This window comes from Brucella pseudogrignonensis (genome assembly GCF_002252525.1).
Classification (GTDB): domain Bacteria; phylum Pseudomonadota; class Alphaproteobacteria; order Rhizobiales; family Rhizobiaceae; genus Brucella; species Brucella pseudogrignonensis.
In genome coordinates, this window is the sequence record NZ_NNRM01000053.1 from 81,600 (window position 1) to 102,904 (window position 21,305).

Sequence of the window (21,305 nt, forward strand, 5' to 3'; positions counted from 1 at the left end):
CTTTATCCTGCTTTTGCCATTTGCATGAGTGTAACGCGCTGCTGGAGGCGGCGCTGTGCCTGATCAACCACCACGGCAATGATGATGACAAGGCCTTTGATGACCATCTGCCAGAAGGACGATACGCCCATCATGACCAGACCATCGGAGAGAATACCGATGACGAATGCACCGATGATTGTGCCGCCAATGGTGCCGCGTCCGCCCGACATTGAAGTCCCGCCGAGGACGGCTGCCGCAATGGCATTCAGCTCGAACGAGTTGCCGGTTGCCGGATGCGACGACATCAGTTCGGACGAGATGATAAGCCCGGCGATCGCAGCACAGAAGCCCGAAAACATGTAAACGAACATCTTTACGCGGTCGACGCGGATACCCGACATGCGTGCCGCACGTTCATTGCCGCCGACTGCGAAAATCTGGCGACCAAGCGGTGTATATCGCGCGATATAGGCTGCAGCCAATGCGACGACGATCAGAATCCAGATCGAGACCGGAAGACCGAGAATGCTGCCTGATCCGAGGAAGGCGAAGCCGGTTGTGCCCAGGTCTTCGCGGCCTACAAGGTTCGGGAAGGTTTGGCCGTCTGAGGACAGAAGTGCCAGGCCACGCGCTACATAAAGCGTGCCGAGTGTCGCAATAAAGGGCGCAACATTCAGTTTGGTTACCAATAGCCCGTTTATGAAGCCGACCGCGACACCAACAGCCAGTGTGATCAGCGAGATTTCAATGATGTTGAAATAGATCGTATAGCCGATGCCAAGATCGATACCGTAGATCAGAAGACCACCGGCAACCATACCGCAAAGCCCGACAATGGAGCCGACGGAAAGGTCGATGCCGCCTGTGATGATGACGAAGGTCATGCCCATTGCAAGAAATGCGTTAAGAGCAACGTGCTTCGACATCAGGATCAGGTTGGCAGCTGACAGGAAGTTCGGGGCTGCGAACGAGAAGAAGATGAACACCGCGAAAAGAGCGATGAAGGTTCTCAGTTTCATCAGCGTCAGCAGGGCCGAGCCGCTGTTAAAGGTTGAGTCAGTGGCGGCCGTCGTCGTGTTGGCTGTCATGACGCGAGTTCCCTTGTTTGTTTGTTGTGGTCGTTGTCATGTGTGTGCCCGTGGCCCTTGGCCGATGCAGCAACAATGTCGGCTTCCGTCGCTTTATCGCGGTCGAATATGGCAATCAGCTTCCCATTGCTGAGCACCGCGATGCGATCGGAGAGCGCCATGACTTCTTCCAGATCAGAGGTTGAAAAGAGAATGGAGAGACCTTCGGCAGCAAGCCTGCGCATGGTGCGAAAGACATCGGCCTTTGCACCCACGTCGATGCCGCGCGATGGCTCGTCCATCAGAAGAACTTTCGGATTGGTCATCAGCGCCTTGCCGATGACAACCTTTTGCTGATTGCCACCTGACATCGAAGTGACTTCGAATTCGGGGTTCGGTGCCTTGATCGAAAGGTCTTTGATTGCCTGTTGAATGGCCTGCTTTTCACGCTTTGGCGTGATGTGGAAGAAGCGAGCCAGACGGTCGAGACTTGCCAGTGTCAGGTTGCTGGCAATCGACAAAATCTGTACCAGTCCTTCGCGCTGGCGATCTTCCGGTATGAGAGCAAGGCCACGCCGGATGCGACGGGTCGTATCGCGTTCCTTCACTTCCTCGCCATCGATATAGATATGGCCGGTGGAATGCCCATGCTGGCCCATCACACATTCGAAAAACTCGGAACGCCCAGCGCCCATAAGGCCGTAAATACCCAGAACTTCGCCTGCGCGCACAGTCAGGGAGACGTCATCAACTGCAAGCCCGCCGGTTGCACGCGGCAGGGTGATGTTTTCAGCGCGAAACCGTTCTGCACCGATCTTGTGGGTCACAGGCTTGGCAAAATCCTTGGCATCAGAACCGATCATCGAACGCACGATCCATTGTGTATCGATATTTTTGATCTCTTCCTGGCCGGTGATTTTTCCGTCACGCAGAACCGTGATGTAATCGCCAATCCGCATCAGTTCTTCGAGACGATGCGAAATATAGACGATTGCCACGCCCTTCTTTTTCAGCTCGGCGATCACCTTGAAAAGAATATCGACTTCGGCTGCAGAAAGAGCCGATGTCGGTTCATCCATGATGACAATGCGTGCATCGAGCGAAATAGCCTTGGCGATTTCGACAAGTTGCTGCTGACCGATTGGCAGATCAGCGACGAGCGTACTTGCATTGATGCCTGCATCAAGGCGGTCGAGATATTCATTGGCCTTGACGACCTGCGCCTTGTGATCAATGCCGCGCAAACCGCGTGTAATTTCGCGCGTGGCAAAGATGTTCTCTGCCACCGTCATGTTTGAAAACAGGTTGAGTTCCTGAAAGATCATCGCAATGCCGCGCTTTTGCGCGTCGGCGGGGCTGTCGAATGACACTTCCTCGCCATCAAGAATGATCTTCCCCATGGTCGGACGCTCAACGCCCGCGATGATCTTCATCAGCGTTGACTTGCCAGCACCGTTTTCGCCGACAAGCACATTGACCGAACCACGGCGCAATTCAAGATTGGCGCGCTTAACCGCGACAATGCCCGAATAGACCTTGGAAACATCCTCAAGCTTGAGGACGATATCGTCCTTTGGGTTCAATTCCGTCTCCATCGCTTATTTCTCCAAAGAGATGGAAACAGGCGTGACGAGCGGAAGCTGGCCCTTTGATGGCAACGGGAAAGCACCTTCGGCTTTCACCTTCATGCCAACCAGATCTTCGCGCGGGAGCTTTGATAGAACATCGTCATTGACGCGGGTGTTGAACGCCTTGCCAAATTGAGCCCAGTCGATCTGATTGCGAAACTCGTTGAAGTTCACAAAGGAGAGGCTGTCGCGAATTGCGCTGCCACGAACGGTCGGCCCGATCTGTACGCGTGCATCGGCCTTGCCATCGCCATTGCTGTCGACATCAACATAGGCTGCGCGCGATTTCGTTTCGGCGGCGACCACAGTGCCTTCAAGCTTGGCTGCAAAAGTCCAGGGGGCATTGCCCTGCTTTTCGCGATGACCGTATTTTGCTCCAGCGGCATCCGCATCTGCGTTTGCTGCCTGCATCACTTCATCGAGCGTTGCAGTTTTTTCGGCAAAAAACGGCTTAACTTTTGAGTCCCAGATGTCGGCAACCGAACGATCGGGATTGAAATTATCGCCGCGTGCTTCTGCGGCTTCTTCTGCTGTCGGAGTCTTGATGATTTTGCAGCCCGAAAGCGCGACACCGCAGGCCAGCAGGATAATGGAAGCTGACTTCAGCACTGACATGATTTTATCCTCGGTATTAGGAACATATCGGGAGCGCTAACATTTGTTGGCGCTCCCGAAGTCGCAAGCCTTGGGAGTTAGTCCTTCAAAGCGAAGGTTTCGAGCTTGTCTGCGTTATCAGGATTGATGAGGACGCAGTCCATCAGCTGCTTTTCTTCAGCAGGTCCCTTACCGGTCTTGATATATTCGTCAGCCTGAACGACGGCCATCTGTGCCTGAGCATAGGCTGGCTGAAGAACAGTTGCCTTGATACCGCCTGCCTTGATGGAGTCACGAACGTCATTTGAGCCGTCAAAGCCGACGACGATGACGTCCTTGCGACCCGCAGCTTCAAGCGCTGCCCATGCGCCCATGGCCATGGTGTCGTTGCCGGAAATCACGCCCTTGATGTCAGGGTTTGCCTGCAAAATGCTCTGCATCTTTGTGAAGGCTTCAGTCTGGCTCCAGTTGGCAGACTGCTGCGCGACCATCTTCATGTCTGGATATTCGTCGATAACGTCGTGATAGCCCTTGGAGCGGGTGCCAGCATTGAGATCGGATTCACGACCGAGCAGCTCGACATAATTGCCGGCTTCGCCCATTAACTTTACGAACTCTTCAGCACCAAGCTGTGCGCCCTGATAGTTGTTGGATACGATCTGTGAAACAGCAACACCTGAGGCGTTGATTTCACGGTCTATCAGGAATGAAGGAATCTTCGCGTCTTTTGCTTTCTGAACGGCTGCAATCGATGCTTCCGAGCCGGCATTGTCGAGAATGATGGCCTTTGCGCCACGGCCGATGGCTGTATCGACGAGCTGCGACTGCTTGGTCGCGTCGTCGTCATGCTGAAGGATCAGCGTATCGTAGCCAAGTTCCTTGGCTTTGGCTTCAGCGCCGACGGCTTCAGCCTTGTAGAATGGATTGTCGTGCGATGGCGTGATGATCGCGATCAGATCAGCAGCCCATGCTGGCATGACGACGCTGCCTGCCAATGTTGCCGAGACGGCTGCAATCGCAAAACCGCGCGCAATTTTCCTGCGTGTAAACTTCATGTAGACCTCCCAATAAGCCCCGTTTCCCAAAAGGGCGGTAAAAAAGGAGGGCGGATTACGCCCTCCCAACTGACGTCACGTAATGCGACGGATGCTTTCTGCGATTTCTTCCGGTTCGAAAACGTTCTTCCAATCGTCGCGCATCAGCGCAGGAATACCGAATTCGATTGCCTTGTTGCAGGCATCGGAGAATACGCCCTGGACTTCGCCAAAGATGACGGCGCCGAGAACATTCATGTGGCCGAGCAGGAAGTCGCGTGCTGCTTCTTCAGGAACGCCACGACGGACGCATTCGTCCATGGCCTGCTTCATGACAACCAGAAGCGACGCGCAAACGGTTTCCGAAAGACCTGGCTCGAGGATTGCGAGCTGTTCAACGGTTACGCGGTGCGAACGCATGACTGGTGCCCAGATGACCTTGGCGATTTCTTCACCAAGTGCATAGGATTTTTCCGGACCCTGCATCAGAGCCGAAACGATGTGCTGCTTTGCAAACAGACCGCCGAAGTGGTCCTTCTTTGCCTGCATGTCCGTTTCGTCGTTGAAGATCGGCGGATGGCAAGGATGGGTAACGAAATAGGTGAGGTCTGCGCGTTCTGGCAGATGGCCAGCAAATGGTGCAGCCGCGTCGAGCGCAATAACCATTGTGCCTGGCTTCAGCTTGTCAACGATGCCAGCAGCAACTTTACCGATGATGGTGTCCGGCACAGCCAAAATGACGACTTCAGCGCCTTCGAGACCTGCGTCTGCATCGATGGTGTCGATGTCGAGTTCGTTCTTCAGGCGTGCCTTGCCTGCGTCGCTGACTTCGATGTGGCGTACGTCAAAGCGCGAACCCTTGAGGTTCTTGGCCAGACGGTAACCCATCTTGCCGCCTGCGCCGAACAGAGCAATAGCTGTCATGATTGTATTTCCTTCCCGTAGTTTTGGTAGCTTAACTGGTATAACCAGTCAATGAGTATTCCAGATTCAAGAGGTCAGGCCATCACGAATCTGGCTGAAGTACCCGTCAGAACCGACCTGACCGCCCTTGAGAGCAATCTGGAGGCCGTTGGTGGCGGCATGCGCGCCGTGTGCCGTGCAAAGTGGCGACCCCGGTGTTTGTGGAAGCGGCAAAAGCGTGGTGAGTGCATCGACATGCAATTCACGCAATGCGTGGCTGGAAGTGTCACCGCCTGCAATCACTGCGCGGGTAAGCTGTTCGCGCTCGACAAGGCTGCGGAGGATAAAACCGAGGCTGCGGGCCAGCTTGTGGCGGCTGCCTGCGATCTTATCGATTTCTGTGCCGCGATCAGCCGACGGACCAAGGGCAGTGTTGAGGATCACGCTGTTGCCCTGCTGGAGCGCCTTCTGGCCGTCAGCAATGGCAGCTTCGATTGCCTGATTGCCGTTTTCGCCAAGAAGATCGAGCGGATTAAGATCAATGCCGGTAAAGCCCGATGCGGTCGCGTGGCGGATTTGGCGTTCGGTGGTTGGCGACACGCTGCCAGAAACGACCGCGATGCGGTCAGCCTTGCCTGGAAGCGGAAACTCTTTTTTCGCACCGATCAGTCCGGCCTTGGCCCAGGCGGACAGAAGCGCATATTCAACGCCGGACGAACCGGCAACGAACCAGCCAGCATCAGGACGCAAACGCCAGAGCTGTTCACCTGACTGCAGCTGGCTTTCGTGGCTATCGACGTCAAGCAACAACATGCCGTCAGCCGCTTTGACAATCGCGTTTACACGCTCATCCGCATCGGAGGCTGAAAGCGCTACGAGATCAGCAAGCACGGTTTTCAGTGCTGTCTGCTTAGCCAGATGCTCGCGCAGGTCCGCTTCATGCATTGGCGTGACGGGATGGCGGCTCATGACCGGATGGCGGTCAATACGATAGACTTCGCCCTGATAGGCGGCAAAGAGATTGCCGAAAGCGGTATAACGTTTGAGCTGCGGTGCGCCGACAATCAGTGGCACATAGGCTTGATTGAAGATCGCTTTGCCAATTTCTACCGCCTTGCCGATATTGCCGACATGGGGCGCGGAATCGAATGTTGAGCAGACCTTATAATGGGCAATCGCAGCATTCAGGCTTTTGAGCCAGTTGAATGCAGGCGTCAGATTTTCCTGCATCCAATCCGGTGTTTCGCTGCGGCTCGTTCCGGCAAGACCAATAGCCTTACAGTGCGAAAAGCGCGAAAGAAGCTCTTCGTCCGGCACATTCATGAACAGCACAGTGTCAACGCCGTTGGAAGCCATGGCTTCCATAACATCGGTCGAGCCGGTGAGGTCGTCACCGTAGTAAGACAGCAGCAATTCGTTGGAGGCCTTGGTCATTATTCGCCTCCTCCATTTGAATTAACGGAGCCGAATTTTGCGAGCGAAGCTGCAAGTTCAGGATGCTCAACAGCATAGGTTTCAAGTGGGATGCCAGCGACTGCTGCTTCCCATGCCTGCTGTACGGCGCGAACACCAGCTGCCGGGCCGCCCGGGTGGCTGACAATGCCGCCGCCGCATAGATAAAGCAGATCCGTCGTGCGACCTGTGCGCTCATAGGTTTCAGGTGCCTGTCCGCCCCACTGGCCGGAACCAGCAACGGGAAGCGGGCAATCGGACGGATCAAACAGTGGCGTGCTGACAGCCTTGAACGAATTGACGAAGCTTTCGTCTGGCTCCCAATATTTCACGCGGATGCCGTTGATCTGGAACTGATCGACGCCTAGAAGGCGCCAGAACTGCTGATAAACACGGAAATCCATGCCTGCGCCCGGATTACGGGTCAGAATATCCCAGCCATTGCGATGCGCGTGCAGAACAAGGCCGGAGCGCTTGCGCAGGAAGCTCATCCCGCCAAAGCCCACCGAATTGATGTTGACCACGGCGCAATTGCCGCCAGCCTCCAGCACCATGTCATGGTTGCGCATCATCTCGTCAGGATCGGCGTGCGAAATGCCGAAGGCGTACATAACCTTCTTGCCGGTCCTCTGCTCGTGATTGAGAATAAGCGGCATGATAGCGGCGATGCGCTCTTTGAGCGGCGAATAGGCCGGGCTCATCAGCTTTTCATCATCTTTGATGAAATCGACGCCGGATTCGATCAATTCGCCAACGAGTTCTGCTGTTTCATGCGGACGTAGGCCGAGCGCGGGCTTAACGATGGTGCCGATGATCGGTCGCTTTTCAACGCCCGTCAGACGACGGCTGCCAGCAATGCCGAACTGCGGGCCGGGATGCGCGCTTTTGAAGGCTTCCGGCAGCTTCATATCGACCACGCGGATGCCGGTCATGCCCTTGATCGAGTAAACACCGCCAACGGCAATCGTCATCAGTGCTGCAAGATCAGTACCGATTGCGTCGAGTGGAAAGGCGATGTCGACATCGGCGCGCTTGATTGGGCCGTGACCTGATTCAAGTTCTGGCCAGGCTGGAACTGTTGCATCTTCAAGCGGACGGATTTCCAGAACACGCGCTGCAACGCGGGCCTTGAGCTCTTCTGTTTCACCGGGGAGGGCGACAAAAGTGCCGGTCGACTGATCGCTGGCGATCTTGGCGGCCATCTTTTCGATGCTGCCGGTTGTCTCAATGCGATAGGTCAGACAGATATTCATCGGATTGTTTGTCGCTCGCTGCTCGTGTTCCACCCATGCCAGAGATACTCTGACAGCTTATTCCGCGCATTTGCCTGAAAGTATCTCCTCACTTTCCGGGATGCGATTGAAGCGCTTGGCTCTGAGTGCGAACTGGTATAATGAGTATTCCAATATCTGCAAGCGGAAAATTGTTAGCCCATTCACGAGATCGTGGGTAACGGCTTTCATCTGATCGCTTGAAGATGCATAAGGGGGAGAAAGCTCATGAACAGTGAGATGCAATGAACAAGCCCATGGAACCTATCGTTCGCCGTAAGCTATCCGACGAAGTTTTCGACCGGCTCGAAAACATGATTACGTCTGGCGAATTGACGCCCGGCGATGAAATGCCGTCTGAGCGTGTATTGATGGAGCGCTTTGGCGTCGGCCGCCCGGCGATCCGCGAGGCGATGCAGTCGCTTGCCAAAATGGGGCTTGTCAGCATTTCACATGGTGAACGTGCTAAAGTTCTCAAACTGACTGCGCGTTCAATTTTGCAGCAAGTCGATCCGACAGCCAAAATCATGCTTGCGCAATCGATGGATACGCTGGAGCATCTTAAAAGCGCACGTATCTTTTTTGAACGCGGCATCGCACGCGAAGCGGCACTCAAGGCAAGTGACAAGGATGTTGCGGAGCTTCGCGCCATCGTCGAACGCCAGCGGGATTCGCTGGGTGATGCCGATGCATTCATTTCAGCCGATATGGAGTTTCATATCCGTATCGCGAAGATTTCAGGCAATCCTATCTTTGTCGCGGTGAGCGAATCCATGCTTGCGTGGCTGCGTGAATATCACACGCATATGCTGATCTGGACGGGTAAAGAAAAATACACGCTGGTCGAGCATGAAGAGATTGTAGACAAGCTGGCCGTAAAAGATGCGGATGGTGCAGAAGCGGCAATGCTCAATCACCTGGAGCGTTCGCGCGCGCTTTATACGAAATAGCCTTTTTCGAGAGGCGCTCTGTTTGTATTTACGCGCATCTTGTCCGAAAGCCGGTTCCCACTTTTCGGGATGCGCTTTAATTTTCAGGAATGTTCTCTCTGAAGATCACCTGAACGCGAGGTGGCTGCTGGTCGAATGGCTCGGCCTTGATGCTGCTCATCAAGGTGGCCAGTGCTTCGCGTGCTTCAACGCGCGGATTCTGGTCAATGACGGCATCCATCGTGCCATTCAACAGAAGTCGCTTAGTGCTTTCGGTCAGTTCATGGCCGATGAAAATGATCGAATCTGATTTGCCTGAATCCATCAGTGCCTGTCCGATGCCCTGATTGCCAGCGCCGAGATTATAGATGCCTGCAAGGTCGGAGTGGCGTTTAAGCAAAGCTATGGTTTCTGAGTAGGCTTTTTCACGGCTGTCTTCGATCTCGTTGAGTTCGACGATATTCAAGTGCGAAAACTCTTCTGCAATGACACGTCGAAAGCCCATTTCGCGCTCTTCGTGGCCGCGATAGGAAAGTGATCCGGCAAAAAGTGCGATTTTGTTTTTGGACTGTTGGCCGAGAAAACGACCGAGAATATAGCCGCCGAGGCGACCAGCTGCACGGTTATCGATGCCGATATAGCCGACGCGCGGCACATGCAGAATGTCGGACGCGATGGTGACGATATGGGTGCCGGATTCGGCGAGGGCGCGCATGGCTTCACGCACGGTTGGGTGATCCAGTGCAATCACGCCAACGCCCTGTGCCTGCCCCTTGAGGTCTTCAAGGGTGCGCGCAAGCGTGTCAGGGTTGAAGCCTTCAACACTATGGATTGTAAGCTCGATTTCGGGCCTCAAGGCTGCTTGCCTCGCGATCTGGTCGCGCAGATTTGCAATGAAGGTGTTGGTGCCCGCTGGCAAAACGAAATCCAGTTTGATGCGGTCGGTGGTATTTGGGTTGAGCTGCGCGCTGCCGGGGAGATAGCCAAGATTGCGCGCGGCTTCGAGGACGATTTCACGCGTGCGCTCTTTCACGCCTTCGCGGTTGTTCAATACGCGATCGACCGTGGCGCTGGAAACGCCCGCTGTTCTGGCAATGTCACTCACCGTGGAACGCAAATCACACTCCTCACCAAAATGATGGAAAATGATGTATTTCGATTTGTGTAAGATGCAAGGCTTCTTGTGTCTCAGTCATCCATTTTCCTCATGAAATCGGCTTTGATGTTATATAAATCCATCAAAAAGCATCATTAATTTATATATGAACATTATAATTCAAAAGAATGTTCCGAAAATTGATCGGATACGATGTTAAATGATGTAAAATGATTTTATATGATGTTGACACTGCCGCATTGAATCTTCATTAATCCTCAAATTGCCAATGGAGGTTGGCATTTTCCTCGAATGAGGACGGGCCTTTTTGTCGATCTTTCGATGATATGTGGGCTTGGAAATATAATGGGAGGATGCAATGAGCGAAGCGCGAGGCTTTGTTCCTGATCCGCAGGTGCGGGCTCGGGATTTCAAAATCGGCTGTATCGGCGCAGGCATGATCATGGCCGAGTGCCACCTTGCTGCCTATAAGGAAGCGGGCTTTACGGTCGCGGCAATCGCCTCACGTACCAAGGCAAAGGCCGAAGAGGTCGCCGCGCGCTGGGGTATCGCGACCGTGCACGACACGCCAGAAGCGCTGATTGCCGACGAGGCTATCGAAATCATCGATATTGCTTATCCGCCGGATCAGCAGCCTGCACTCATTCGCAAAGCGCTGGCACAGCCGCATATCAAGGGCATCCTTGCGCAAAAGCCACTGGCGCTGACGCTTGAAGAGGCTATTTCGCTTCGCGATGAGGCGGCAAAAGCGGGTAAAATCCTCTCGGTCAATCAGAACATGCGTTACGACCAGTCGATGCGCGTGTTGAAGCAAATTCTCGACAAGGGTGAGTTGGGTGCACCTGTCATGGCGACAATCGAGATGCGCGCAATCCCGCACTGGCAGGGGTTTCTGGAAGATTATGACCGTCTGACGCTTTCCAATATGAGCGTGCATCATCTTGATGTGCTGCGCTTCCTGTTTGGTGAGCCTGAAACGATCACCACGCTGACACGCACTGACCCACGCACTCAGTTTGAACACAAGGACGGCATCACCGTTTCGACGCTGATGTTCCCGAGCGGTGTGATGGCTGTTTCGATGGAAGATGTCTGGTCCGGGCCGCGCGAAGAGGGCTTTGACAGCGATATTTACATTAAATGGCGCGTTGAAGGTACGGATGGTGTGGCACAGGGCACGATTGGCTGGCCGGATGGCTCGCCATCAACGCTGACCTATGCGTCGAAAAAGGCAACGGGCGGCAAATGGGTGAGCCCGAAATGGGAAACGATGTGGTTCCCGCATGCTTTCATTGGGGTGATGGAGCAGCTGCAATACGCCATTCAGTCTGGCGAGCCGCCAGCACTTTCAGTGGCAGACAATGTGAAAACGGTTGCGCTTATCGAGGCTGGCTACAGGTCGATTGATGAAGGTCGCACGGTCAGATTGTCCGAAATATCAATCAAATAAACGAGCGCATCCCGAAAAGTGCGAAGCGGTTTTCGGAAAAGATGCGCGTTCATAAATAGTCTATAAACCGGGAGGGTTTTCAACATGATGCAGGTGGGTATTTTCAGCGGCTATTTCCCTTATTCGCTTGAGGAAACAGCTAAAAAAATCCGTGCACTCGATTTCAATACGGTCCAGCTGGACATGCACTTCAAGGATATGGATCTCAGCGCTGGTCAGATCACCAAGGATAAGTGTGTTCGAATTCGCGAGACGTTCCGCGATCATAATCTGCCGATCTCGTGCATTTCCGGCTATACGAATATCATTCACCCGGACAAGGCAGAGCGCGAGCGCCGTGTGGGCTATCTCAAAGAGATTATCCGCCATGCGCAATATCTCGGCACGCCTTATGTGATTTCGGAAACCGGTACTTACAATACTGAATCCGACTGGGTTCACCACCCGAAGAACAAGACCGAAGAAGGTTTTGAAGAATGCCGCAAGGTCATCGCTGATCTGTCGCAATTTGCTTATGACCACGGTGCGATTTTCCTGCTCGAAACCTATGTGAACAACGTCGTCGGTTCGGTCGAGGAAACGGTGAAAATGTTTGCGCAGGTCGATCATCCGGGCCTTGGCCTGCTGATGGACCCGACCAATTATTTTGAGACGCACAACATCGACCGGATGGATGAAATTCTCAACCAGGTGTTTGATACGTTGAGCGATAAGATCAAAATCGGTCATGCCAAGGACGTCAAGCGCTCAGGTGATGACAAGACGGAAAAGCATGCTGATATCGGTGATGCCGATGCCCTTGAAAGCCATACTTTCCGCGGCGTTGGTGAGATCGAACTGCCGGCTCCGGGTCTCGGTTCACTGAACTATGACCTCTATCTCAAGCGCCTTGCACAAAAGCATCCGAATATTCCGATGATTATCGAACATCTCGATGAGGCCGATGTGCCACGCGCGAAGAAGTTCCTCGACGGAAAGCTGCGCGCGCAGGGCCTCTAATTCACCTCGGGCGGGGTGGGGCGGTCGGTGCTTGCATCGACCGCCATTTTAAATGAAATGGCTGTAAGCCTCAGTGTCTAAGGTTCGAGAATGGTGAAGCTTTATGGAGAGGCGAGATCGCGTCGCGACATCGCCGCGAGCAGTGGCTCTTTTGCGCAATTTGCAGGCGTTCGCCTAATGGTGCTTGAAGACGGATTGGAACGCGGCGTTAGAATGCTGGAGTTTCGTTCAGGCACCGGTTTGCGCTTTACCGTTCTAGTTGATCGCGCGCTCGATATTGCCGACTGCGACTATCGTGGCATGGCTATCGGCTGGCATTCTCCGTCGGGTTTCCGTCATCCGGGACTGCATGAATATGAGGGCGAGGGCGGTCTTGGCTGGATGCGTTCTTTCTCCGGCCTGATGGTGACATGCGGTCTGGACCATATCCTCTTCATGTATGACGAGGTGGCGGACCATTATAATTACAAGCCGCGCCAGACGATCAAGCACTCCATTCATGGCCGTGTTGGCACTATTCCTGCAAAGCTGACTGGCTATGGTGAGCGCTGGGAAGGCGATGAATGTTATCTCTGGTGCGAGGGTATCGTCACACAGGGAACCGTGTTCGGTGAGCATCTTGAACTGACACGCCGCATCGAAATCAAAGCTGGTACAAACGATATCAAGCTGACGGATCGCGTGACCAATCGCGGTTTTTATCGCACGCCGCATATGTATTGTTATCACATTAATGTCGGGCATCCCGTTTTGGCCGAAGGCTCACGTTATCTGGCACCTGTCAGGGATGTGGTCTGGGCGGCTCATGCCGGAGAAGACTACAAAAAGCAGAGCGTCGGATATCGTACGCTGCCTGCACCGCAGATGAAGTTTCATGAGCAGGTCTGGCAGCATGACATGGGCGCTGATGCCAATGGCGAAGTGTCGGTTGCGCTGGTCAATGACAAGCTGGGCATCGGTTTTGAAGTCGTTACCCGCAAGGATCAGTTCCCCTGCATGTATGAGTGGCAGAATCTGCAGGCCGGGCAATATGCGCTCGGTATCGAACCTGCGACCAATCACGTTCTGGGACATGGTGCTGCCCGTGACCGCGGCGAACTGATCTGGCTCGAACACGGCGAAGAGCGCCGTTATGATAGCACGTTCCGTATTCTTGGTGATGCGGCGAGCATCGCGGAAACAGAAACACGCATTGCCGCAATCGCGAAGCAGCCAATTGAGGAATATCCGGTGCCATCAGGCAATCACATTGCAATTGGAGGCCGCTCATGACCGCACGATCGCCGTTTTCCGTTGCGGGCAAAACCATTCTCTACACGGGTGCTGCCGGTGGCCTCGGTCTTGAAACCACGCTCAATTTTCTACGTGCTGGCGCACGGGTTGTGGCTATCGATCATGATCCGAAAAAAATCGAAGAGCTGAAAGGCAAGGCCAAGGACGAGGGGCTTAGCGGACTTTCGATCCATGCGCTCGATCTGTCGGATTTGCAGGCACTCCGCCCCGCATTGGAAGCGATTAGTCGTGAGGCCGGTGGCTTTGATGTCGTGATCAACAATGCTGCGATTTATCCGTCCAAGCCATTTGAAGACTATACGCTTGAGGAAATGCAGAAAGTGCAGCACATCAATGTCGATGCGGGCATTGTCTGTGTTCAGGTGGCGCTGCCGCATATGCGTGAAAAGGGGTGGGGTCGTATTATCAATATCGCCAGCGTGACTGCCTATGGCGGCTGGGCACTCCTTTCGCCTTATGTGCAATCAAAGGGCGCGCTCATTGGGCTTTCGCGTGCCTGGGCACGCGAGTTCGGTACCTATGGCATTACCGTCAATGCAATCTCTCCGGGTGCTTTTCCAACAGATGCCGAGAAAATCCACCCCGACCCGGAAGGCTATACGAAATTCGTGCTTGAGCGTCAGGCTGTTAAGCGTCGCGGATCGTCGCGGGATATTGCCTCGGCTTTGATGTTCCTTGCCTCTGATGAAGCAGGATTTATCACCGGGCAGACCTTGAATGTCGATGGCGGATGGGTGATGCATTAAGGAAAGAGTTTGCATTGGAGGAATGCGTGAGGAAGCTTTATCTGGCAGTCGGGTCGCTTAATCGCGAAGCCCCTTATTTTCAGGGTGCGCGTGGCGAAGGTCTTTCCATCTACGCATTCGATACGACGACAGGAGATGCGTTGCATATATGCGCGACATCTTCCGTCGATAATCCAACATTTCTGAGTGTCGCGCCGGATACAGGCGTGATCTATGCAAATTCCGAAGTGTTCAGCTGGCACGAGGGAACGGTCAGTGCCTATCGTTTTGATGCTGAAAAGGGTGAACTTGTTTATCTCAACAAGCAAAGTGCACAGGGCAGCATAACTGCGCATAATACCGTGACGGTGGACGGAAAGTTTGTGCTTGTCGCCAATTATGCGATGGGCTCGGGCGGGCCTGACCAGTCGCTTGTTGCGTTACCAGTGTTGCCTGACGGCAGCCTCGGGCCGGTTGCACATAGCGTTCGTCACGAGGGCAAGCTTGGGCCTATTGTCGACCGGCAGGAACGCAGCCACCCGCATTGCGTGGTTGAAACACCGGAAGGCGGCATGTTCCTGTCTGCCGACCTTGGCCTTGATGAAGTCATTGCCTATCGTCTTGATAGTGATGGAAGGTTCAAGCGGGTGAGCAATGTTGCGACCCCTTCCGGTACTGGTCCTCGCCATATCGCACAGCATCCCGACAGCCGGTTTGTCTATGTCTCCAACGAACTGAATTCCACGGTTTCGCTCATTGAGCGCGACGGCGATGAGATGCGCCTTGTTCAGACCTTGCCGACAGTGCCAGCGAGTGTTGAGTCGCATGGCGCTGATATTCACCTCTCACCCGATGGTCGTTTTCTTTACTGTTCCAACCGCGGTCATGACTCGATCACTACATTTCGTGTGGATCAGGAGAATGGCAGCCTGGTTGAGATCGGTCACAGCTTTACGGGTGGCGCAACACCGCGTAATTTTACGCTGACACCGGATGGCAACTGGCTTCTGGTCGCTAACCAGAATGGAGATTGCATTGCGATCTTCGCAATCGATAAGGAGACGGGAAATTTGACCGATACGGGCAAACGCATCGAAATTGGCACTCCCGTCTGTGTTAGGCCGTTCTATCTGTGAGCGTTGAAGCCTCAACACCTCGAAAGCAGCGCCGCAAAGGTTCTGGTGTGACCATGGCGGATGTGGCTGCGGCTGCAGGGGTTTCCATGCAGACCGTTTCGCGCGCGTTGCGTTTTCCAGATTCTGTGATGCCTGAAAAGCGGAAGCTTATTCAGGATGCAATCGAGAAGACGCATTACGTTCATAATCTCGCGGCAAGCCATCTTGCATCGCATAAAAGCAATACGGTTGCGGCGATTATACCCACGCTGTCCGCATCTGTTTTTGCTGACACGATCCAGCATTTTTCCGATGTACTGCATCAGTCCGGTTATCAGATATTTTTAGGCAATACTGATTACCGAATGGAGCGCGAGGAAGAAATCATTCGCAGCCTCCTCGGGCGGCGTCCGGATGGCGTTTTTCTGATCGGCACACACCATAGCAAGCGCAGTGTTGCATTGCTCAAACGTGCCGAAATTCCAGTCGTTGAGGGCTGGGATTTTACCGATAAACCGATTGACCGGCTGGTTGGATTCTCCAACACGGCGGCGATCACTGAAATGGTCAGTCATTTGATCAATACGGGTCGGCGCTATATTGTGTTTGCCGGTGTAGTTCGGAAAGGCGACAGCCGTGCTGCCGAACGCCGTGCCGCATTCAAAGCGGCAATGGAGCAACAATTCCCGGATGAGAAGCCACGCATCACTGTGGCAACAGAAATGCCGATTGCCATGGCTTCGGGTATCGATCTTCTGCGACGGGCGCTGGCTCAATATCCGGAAGCCGATGCTGTCATGTTTTCAAGTGATATTCTAGCTTCCGGCGCCCTTCTGGAGACGCAGCGCATTGGTATCAAGGTGCCACAACGCCTCGCGATTACAGGCTTTGGCGACTTTGAACTTTCGCGTCATCTGCTGCCGCCATTGACGACGGTTGCAGTACCTTCCGCGGAAATCGGACGGCAGGCAGGTGAGCTTTTGCTTGAAGCCATGCGTGGTGAAACATCGACAAACACGATTGTCGATGTCGGTTTCGAACTCAAGATCAGGGCTAGTGGCTAATAACCATCTGATGCTCGAAGTCGGTTAGCACTTCGCAGCCATTCTCTGTCACATGCAGCATGAATTCGAGCCGCACGCCGCCAGTGTCTGGATCGAAGGCGGTGGGTTCCACCATGACAACCATGTCTTTGCGGAAACGCTCTGTTTCATAGCTGACAAGCCGTGGCCATTCATGGACAGATGTGCCGATAGAATGTCCGGAATGATGGGCATAGCCATAGCCATGTGCTGCGATATGGGCCCGCAATTTTTGATCCAGTTCACCGATGCCAAGGCCTGGGCGGATGATTTCGATTGCCAGATCAAGCGCCGATTTTACGGCCTTGAACTGTTTCTCAAACCCGTCAGTTGTTTTGCCCAGCATTGCCGATGCGCAGCTGTCGCCCCAATAGCCTTTGACGCGCGGTGCGAGATCGCAGATGAGTGGGTCGCCGGTGGCAACGATGCGGTTTGTTGGCCAGCCCATGAATGCTGATGTGCGGGTTTTGCCGGATATGAAATCGCCGGTAAGTGGCAGGCGTTCAGAGGCTCTGCTTTCCATGGCGAGCCTGATGTCGGCAAATATTTCCAGCTCGCTGCGGCCAGCCTTGCTGTGCTCAATAAACGCGCGTTGCCCGGCGGAAGCGGTCAGCGCTGCTTCACGCAATAGCGCGATCTCAGTTGCTGTTTTCACCATGCGCTGGCGCTTGAAAGCATCGTCAATCGACACACGACGGCATGTTTCGATGAGTGGGAGCAAGGACAATGGGAAGCTGTTCTGCTCTATCGCAATGGTGTCGCCGACACCAAATTTGTTGAAGAGCTTCTGCGCGGCATTGAGATAGTTGGTAAAAATGTCGGTCGGCTCTTCATATGAAAAACCTTCATATGTGAGAACGATCTGTGCCCAGCTTGGCGTATCTGCTTCGAGATTGGTTACAACAAGTCCGCATTCGCCGTTTTTGCCAACCAGTGCGATGGCAGGTCCACCCGCAAAGGGTGATGGCCCCGCTTCAATGGAAACGATATGACCTGAAGCGTAGGCAATGCCATCGGGGCTTGTGAAAATGCCCCAATCGGCACCGGATGCTTTGATGGCGTCAATTGTCCGTGCAAGCCGCTCGTCCAACGGGTTCTCCTTCAGATAAGATTGCGGATATGGCGGTCACGGCCATAGGCTGCGACCAGAAGCAGGATGAGGATACCGAGTGACGACTGTACCATGGCATCCGAAAACCCCATGCCGATGAGAAACGTGCGAAGTTCCATCAGCATGATAGCGCCAGCCACCGTTCCGACAAATCCGCCGCGCCCGCCGATCAGTGCGGTTCCGCCGATAACGACCGCAGAGACCGTTTGGAAAAGATAGGGCGTGCCTACTGTCGCACTTGATGAGCCGGTGAAGCCGAGCAGAAGAATGCCAGCAAGTGCAGCAAACATGGCACTGAGGCCAAAGGTGATTGCCCAGATTGCAACCGGTCTGATCAGTGCCAGTTCGGCGGCTTTGATATTTGAACCCAGCGCATAAAGCTTGCGGCCATAAATCGTACGGCGCAACACAAAGACGGTGCCAAGGGTCAGCAAAATTGTAAACGGGATCAGCCAAGGGAATGGCAAAGGCCCGATGCTGCCACCCAGTGACACGAAATCATTGATGAAAGCGGGTGCTGAACCTGTCGGCAAGCCGCGTGTCCAGATTTGTACGCCCGCTTGAACCATCGTTCCGACACCAAGCGTGACGATGAGTGGGTGGATGGAAAGCGCTGCCGATAATGCGCCGGAAAACGCACCGATCAGCCCCGCTGACGCCAGCACGAGAATACCGGCTAAAAGCGGTGACATTCCATCGCCATAGAGGCTGGCGAAGACAACATTGGCAAAGCCGATCACAAACGGAATGGAAAGGTCGATACCACCAAGGATCATCACCAGCGTCTGACCGAGTGCTGCAATAGCAAGCAGTGCAGCCAGAACCAGCATGGCGCGGATTGAGAACAGGCTGGCAAAGCCCGGAATGAGAGCTGCTCCCAAGAGGAACACCAACAAGACCCCGATGAAGGCGACCAGAGCGCGATTTGTAGCCAGTGCCTTAATCATGACTGCGCCACCTTACGTCGGAAATAGAGTTTTAGTTTTTCGGAGTTGAGGCAGACAGCCAGAACAAGTACTGCGCCATAGACTGCTTGCAGCACGAAGGTTGAGACGTTGAAGGCCGTCAACATGCTTTGCAGCAAGAATATACATGCTGCACCCAGAAATGCTGCGGTTAATCCGCCAACGCCACCGGCGAGGCTGACGCCGCCAAGGGCGACTGCAGCAATTGCAATCAGCGTGTAGCCGGGACCGATGATCGGATCACCCGAGCCAATGAGAGCTGTGAGCGACAATGCTGCCAGTCCTGCGAATAATCCGGCCAGCACATAAGCGATGAAGCGGACGAGCGGAACATTGACACCAGCGGTGTAGGCGGCTCGATCCTCGCTGCCGACGGCCATAAGCGTCTCATAGAAAGGCAGGCGTTTGATGCCGATCCATATCAGAACCGCAGCGCCTACTGGCAGAATGGACCATGGACCCGCTAAAGATGACAGCCATGCAGGCACTGAACCCGATGGGGACGGCAGGATGGTGAGTGCCAGCCCGCCAAAGATCAAGTAGGTGCCAAGCGTTGCAACAATTGGCTGAATACGGATGATTGCTGCCAGAAGGCCGTTCAATGCGCCAGCTAGAATGCCGAGTGCAATTGCTGCCGGGACGATGATGAAGGGCGAGGATATGCCGCCTTTTGTGATCAGTATCTGAACGAGAATGACATTGATCAAACCCACGAGCGGACCAACGGAAATGTCAATCGAGCCACGCCCGGCAAGAAACGGTATGGTAATTGCGAGCGAAGTCAGCAGCAGCGGCGCTGCAAGTCCCAACACCGAGCCCCAGTTTGACGGTGCAAAGCGTACCGGGTTAAGCACAATATTGATGACAAGCAGAATGATGAACAGGATTGCGGCGAGCCGTGTTTCCTGACTGCCGCAGAAGATGCGCCGCAAGCCGCTTTTGTTGTCGGTTAAGATCATAGCTCCACCTCATCCTGCCCGAACATGGCTGCAAGGACGCCCGACATCGACATTTCGGATTTGCTGATGGTTTTTGAGCATTCAAAATCGCGGAACACTGAAACGCTGTCGCAGATTTGCAGGATTTCTTCGATTTCGCTCGACAGGATGACGAGCGCGATACCTTCTTCACGGGCGAGTTTACGGAAGGCTTCATAGAATTTCATGCGGGTGTTGAGATCAACGCCGCGTGTCGGATCGTTGAGCAGCATCACACGCGGTTTGAGCGCCAGAAGTCGCGCGAGCAGCACTTTTTGCTGATTGCCGCCACTCAGGGCCGTGATCGGCGCGTCCATTGCCTGATAGCGGATCGACAGAAATTCGGTATAGCGCTGCAGCTCTTCCTTCTGTTTGCGGCGGTTGAGAATGCCCCCCCATGAAAAACGCGGCATGGAAGGCATACCAAAATTATCGAGTACGGAAAGCACCGGGAAAATACCGGTCGCGCGTCGGTCACGCGGCAAGTAAACCACGCCGCATCTGGCTGCATTGTGATGATTGCTATAGGCACTTTGTTCACCGGACCGGGTGACGATTTCGACCTTCGAATGACGAGGCTGATTGAAGCCTGCAAGCGCCAGCAGAAACTGCTCCTGGCCATGGCCTTCAAGACCTGCAAGTCCGGTTATCTCACCGGCGCGGATTGTGCCGGACAGCGCTTTGCGCCCGGGCGCAAGCACGAGATTTTCATAGGTAAGAATGATTTGATCATTCAACATGGAGATGAGCCTCCGGCGCCATGAGTTCCAGAAGGATCTGGCTGTTGATCTGCTGCCTTTCGAGCGTATCGACAACATGGCCGCTGCGCAGCACTGTGACCTCATCGGAAAGGCGTTTCACCTCTTCCAGCCGGTGCGAAATGAAGATCACAATATTGCCGGATGCAGCATAATCTTCGATTGTTTCAAAGACGAGATCACGATCTGCATAGTCGAGCGCTGCCGTTGCTTCATCGAGAAGCAGGATCGAAGGACGGCTGATGAAGGCGCGCGCAATTACAACGAGCTGCTGCGCCGCTAGTGACAGGCTGCCAGCCGCTGCGTGCAAGTCGATCGGAAAGCGTGCAATTTTTGACAGAACTGCGTGGGCTGCCTTTTCGCGCACTGATTTGCTGACTTTACGGGTAATGAGCCCGTCAAATCCGAGAAAGATATTCTCGACCACCGAACGATGCGGAGCGATCAAAACTTCCTGAAAAACCGTCGCAAGGCCCAATGCCTTCATATCTGCAGGCGATCTGGCCGAGATGGTTTTGTCGTTGAGAACGACACGCCCATGCGTGGGTGCGACCACGCCAGACAATATTTTCAGCATCGTGCTCTTGCCTGATCCGTTCTCCCCCAGAATCGTATGAACGCCATGGCTGAAAGTCACATTTGCATTTGTGAGCGCAATTGTTTCCCCATAACGCTTTTCAAGGTTCTCCACCTGTAGTGACATAACCGGAGCGTGCGTGATGTTGGGCAGCCCCGCTTCGGCAAGCAGCCTGTGTATGCTGGATGTGCCCAGCGGGGGATGCTCAGAGTCTGGCATAATGAAATGACTTTCTGCATGCGATAAGCGAAGGTCATTGCCAATGGTTTGGGCCAA

At 54.2% G+C, this 21,305-nt stretch carries 20 protein-coding genes; 7 read left to right on the forward strand and 13 right to left on the reverse strand.

From position 1 onward, the window contains the following. Positions 1–2: 2 nt before the first annotated feature. The 7 genes from CEV34_RS25670 to oiaX form a co-directional block, all read right to left on the reverse strand. Positions 3–1,070, reverse strand: coding sequence for an ABC transporter permease (locus CEV34_RS25670; RefSeq protein WP_007878319.1), 1,068 nt, complete (start codon positions 1,068–1,070; stop codon positions 3–5). Next, positions 1,067–2,644: a sugar ABC transporter ATP-binding protein gene (locus tag CEV34_RS25675; protein WP_007878320.1), complete on the reverse strand. Its 1,578-nt coding sequence runs from the start codon at positions 2,642–2,644 to the stop codon at positions 1,067–1,069. Before CEV34_RS25675 ends, CEV34_RS25670 begins: the two co-directional genes overlap by 4 nt. Positions 2,645–2,647: 3 nt before the next feature. Beyond that, positions 2,648–3,292 carry a DUF2291 family protein gene (locus CEV34_RS25680; RefSeq protein ID WP_007878321.1) on the reverse strand — a complete coding sequence of 215 codons (645 nt, stop codon included), beginning with the start codon at positions 3,290–3,292 and terminating at the stop codon, positions 2,648–2,650. 77 nt (positions 3,293–3,369) lie between these two features. Then, positions 3,370–4,326, reverse strand: a complete 957-nt coding sequence (locus CEV34_RS25685; protein WP_007878322.1) for a D-ribose ABC transporter substrate-binding protein — start codon at positions 4,324–4,326, stop codon at positions 3,370–3,372. A gap of 75 nt (positions 4,327–4,401) precedes the next feature. Beyond that, a complete protein-coding gene (locus tag CEV34_RS25690; protein WP_007878325.1) occupies positions 4,402–5,229 on the reverse strand; it encodes a phosphogluconate dehydrogenase C-terminal domain-containing protein in 828 nt (275 codons plus the stop codon). 66 nt (positions 5,230–5,295) lie between these two features. After that, entirely contained in the window at positions 5,296–6,642 is a 1,347-nt protein-coding gene (locus CEV34_RS25695) for a four-carbon acid sugar kinase family protein (protein WP_007878327.1), read from the reverse strand. Further along, a complete protein-coding gene (oiaX, locus tag CEV34_RS25700) occupies positions 6,642–7,913 on the reverse strand; it encodes a 3-oxo-isoapionate-4-phosphate decarboxylase OiaX (protein WP_007878329.1) in 1,272 nt (423 codons plus the stop codon). Before oiaX ends, CEV34_RS25695 begins: the two co-directional genes overlap by 1 nt. 263 nt (positions 7,914–8,176) lie before the next feature. Between oiaX and CEV34_RS25705 the strand changes: the two genes are divergently transcribed. After that, entirely contained in the window at positions 8,177–8,881 is a 705-nt protein-coding gene (locus CEV34_RS25705) for a transcriptional regulator NanR (protein WP_007878330.1), read from the forward strand. A gap of 76 nt (positions 8,882–8,957) precedes the next feature. On the opposite strand, the gene CEV34_RS25710 is transcribed toward CEV34_RS25705, so the two are convergent. Further along, positions 8,958–9,977 (reverse strand): LacI family DNA-binding transcriptional regulator, encoded by a 1,020-nt coding sequence (locus CEV34_RS25710; protein ID WP_007878332.1) that lies wholly within the window; start codon positions 9,975–9,977, stop codon positions 8,958–8,960. A gap of 358 nt (positions 9,978–10,335) precedes the next feature. Here CEV34_RS25710 and CEV34_RS25715 point away from each other — a divergent pair, with 358 nt between their 5' ends. From CEV34_RS25715 to CEV34_RS25740, 6 genes are all read left to right on the forward strand, one after another. After that, on the forward strand, positions 10,336–11,427 hold the full coding sequence (locus CEV34_RS25715) for a Gfo/Idh/MocA family protein (RefSeq protein ID WP_007878334.1): 1,092 nt from the start codon (positions 10,336–10,338) through the stop codon (positions 11,425–11,427). An 84-nt stretch (positions 11,428–11,511) separates the two neighbouring features. Further along, positions 11,512–12,426 (forward strand): sugar phosphate isomerase/epimerase family protein, encoded by a 915-nt coding sequence (locus CEV34_RS25720; protein ID WP_007878337.1) that lies wholly within the window; start codon positions 11,512–11,514, stop codon positions 12,424–12,426. A 90-nt stretch (positions 12,427–12,516) separates the two neighbouring features. Beyond that, positions 12,517–13,698 (forward strand): aldose 1-epimerase family protein, encoded by a 1,182-nt coding sequence (locus tag CEV34_RS25725; RefSeq protein WP_007878338.1) that lies wholly within the window; start codon positions 12,517–12,519, stop codon positions 13,696–13,698. Then, complete coding sequence (locus CEV34_RS25730) at positions 13,695–14,465, forward strand: SDR family NAD(P)-dependent oxidoreductase (RefSeq protein ID WP_007878340.1); 771 nt, start codon at positions 13,695–13,697, stop codon at positions 14,463–14,465. Before CEV34_RS25725 ends, CEV34_RS25730 begins: the two co-directional genes overlap by 4 nt. Before the next feature lie 26 nt (positions 14,466–14,491). Further along, positions 14,492–15,580: a lactonase family protein gene (locus CEV34_RS25735; RefSeq protein ID WP_007878343.1), complete on the forward strand. Its 1,089-nt coding sequence runs from the start codon at positions 14,492–14,494 to the stop codon at positions 15,578–15,580. Next, positions 15,577–16,623, forward strand: coding sequence for a LacI family DNA-binding transcriptional regulator (locus CEV34_RS25740; protein WP_007878345.1), 1,047 nt, complete (start codon positions 15,577–15,579; stop codon positions 16,621–16,623). Before CEV34_RS25735 ends, CEV34_RS25740 begins: the two co-directional genes overlap by 4 nt. Here CEV34_RS25740 and CEV34_RS25745 read toward each other — a convergent pair. The 5 genes from CEV34_RS25745 to CEV34_RS25765 are packed head-to-tail and all read right to left on the reverse strand — an operon-like array spanning position 16,613 to position 21,248. Then, positions 16,613–17,731, reverse strand: a complete 1,119-nt coding sequence (locus tag CEV34_RS25745; protein WP_007878349.1) for a M24 family metallopeptidase — start codon at positions 17,729–17,731, stop codon at positions 16,613–16,615. The two genes, CEV34_RS25740 and CEV34_RS25745, sit on opposite strands and share 11 nt — an antisense overlap. A gap of 11 nt (positions 17,732–17,742) precedes the next feature. After that, the gene (locus CEV34_RS25750) at positions 17,743–18,699 is read right to left on the reverse strand and encodes an ABC transporter permease (protein WP_007878351.1); all 957 of its coding nucleotides are present in this window, start codon (positions 18,697–18,699) and stop codon (positions 17,743–17,745) included. Further along, positions 18,696–19,676, reverse strand: coding sequence for an ABC transporter permease (locus CEV34_RS25755; RefSeq protein ID WP_007878353.1), 981 nt, complete (start codon positions 19,674–19,676; stop codon positions 18,696–18,698). Before CEV34_RS25755 ends, CEV34_RS25750 begins: the two co-directional genes overlap by 4 nt. Continuing rightward, positions 19,673–20,434: an ATP-binding cassette domain-containing protein gene (locus CEV34_RS25760; protein ID WP_007878355.1), complete on the reverse strand. Its 762-nt coding sequence runs from the start codon at positions 20,432–20,434 to the stop codon at positions 19,673–19,675. Before CEV34_RS25760 ends, CEV34_RS25755 begins: the two co-directional genes overlap by 4 nt. Continuing rightward, complete coding sequence (locus CEV34_RS25765; RefSeq protein WP_007878356.1) at positions 20,424–21,248, reverse strand: ATP-binding cassette domain-containing protein; 825 nt, start codon at positions 21,246–21,248, stop codon at positions 20,424–20,426. The genes CEV34_RS25760 and CEV34_RS25765 overlap by 11 nt, the downstream gene beginning before the upstream one ends. Between the last annotated feature and the right edge of the window lie 57 nt (positions 21,249–21,305).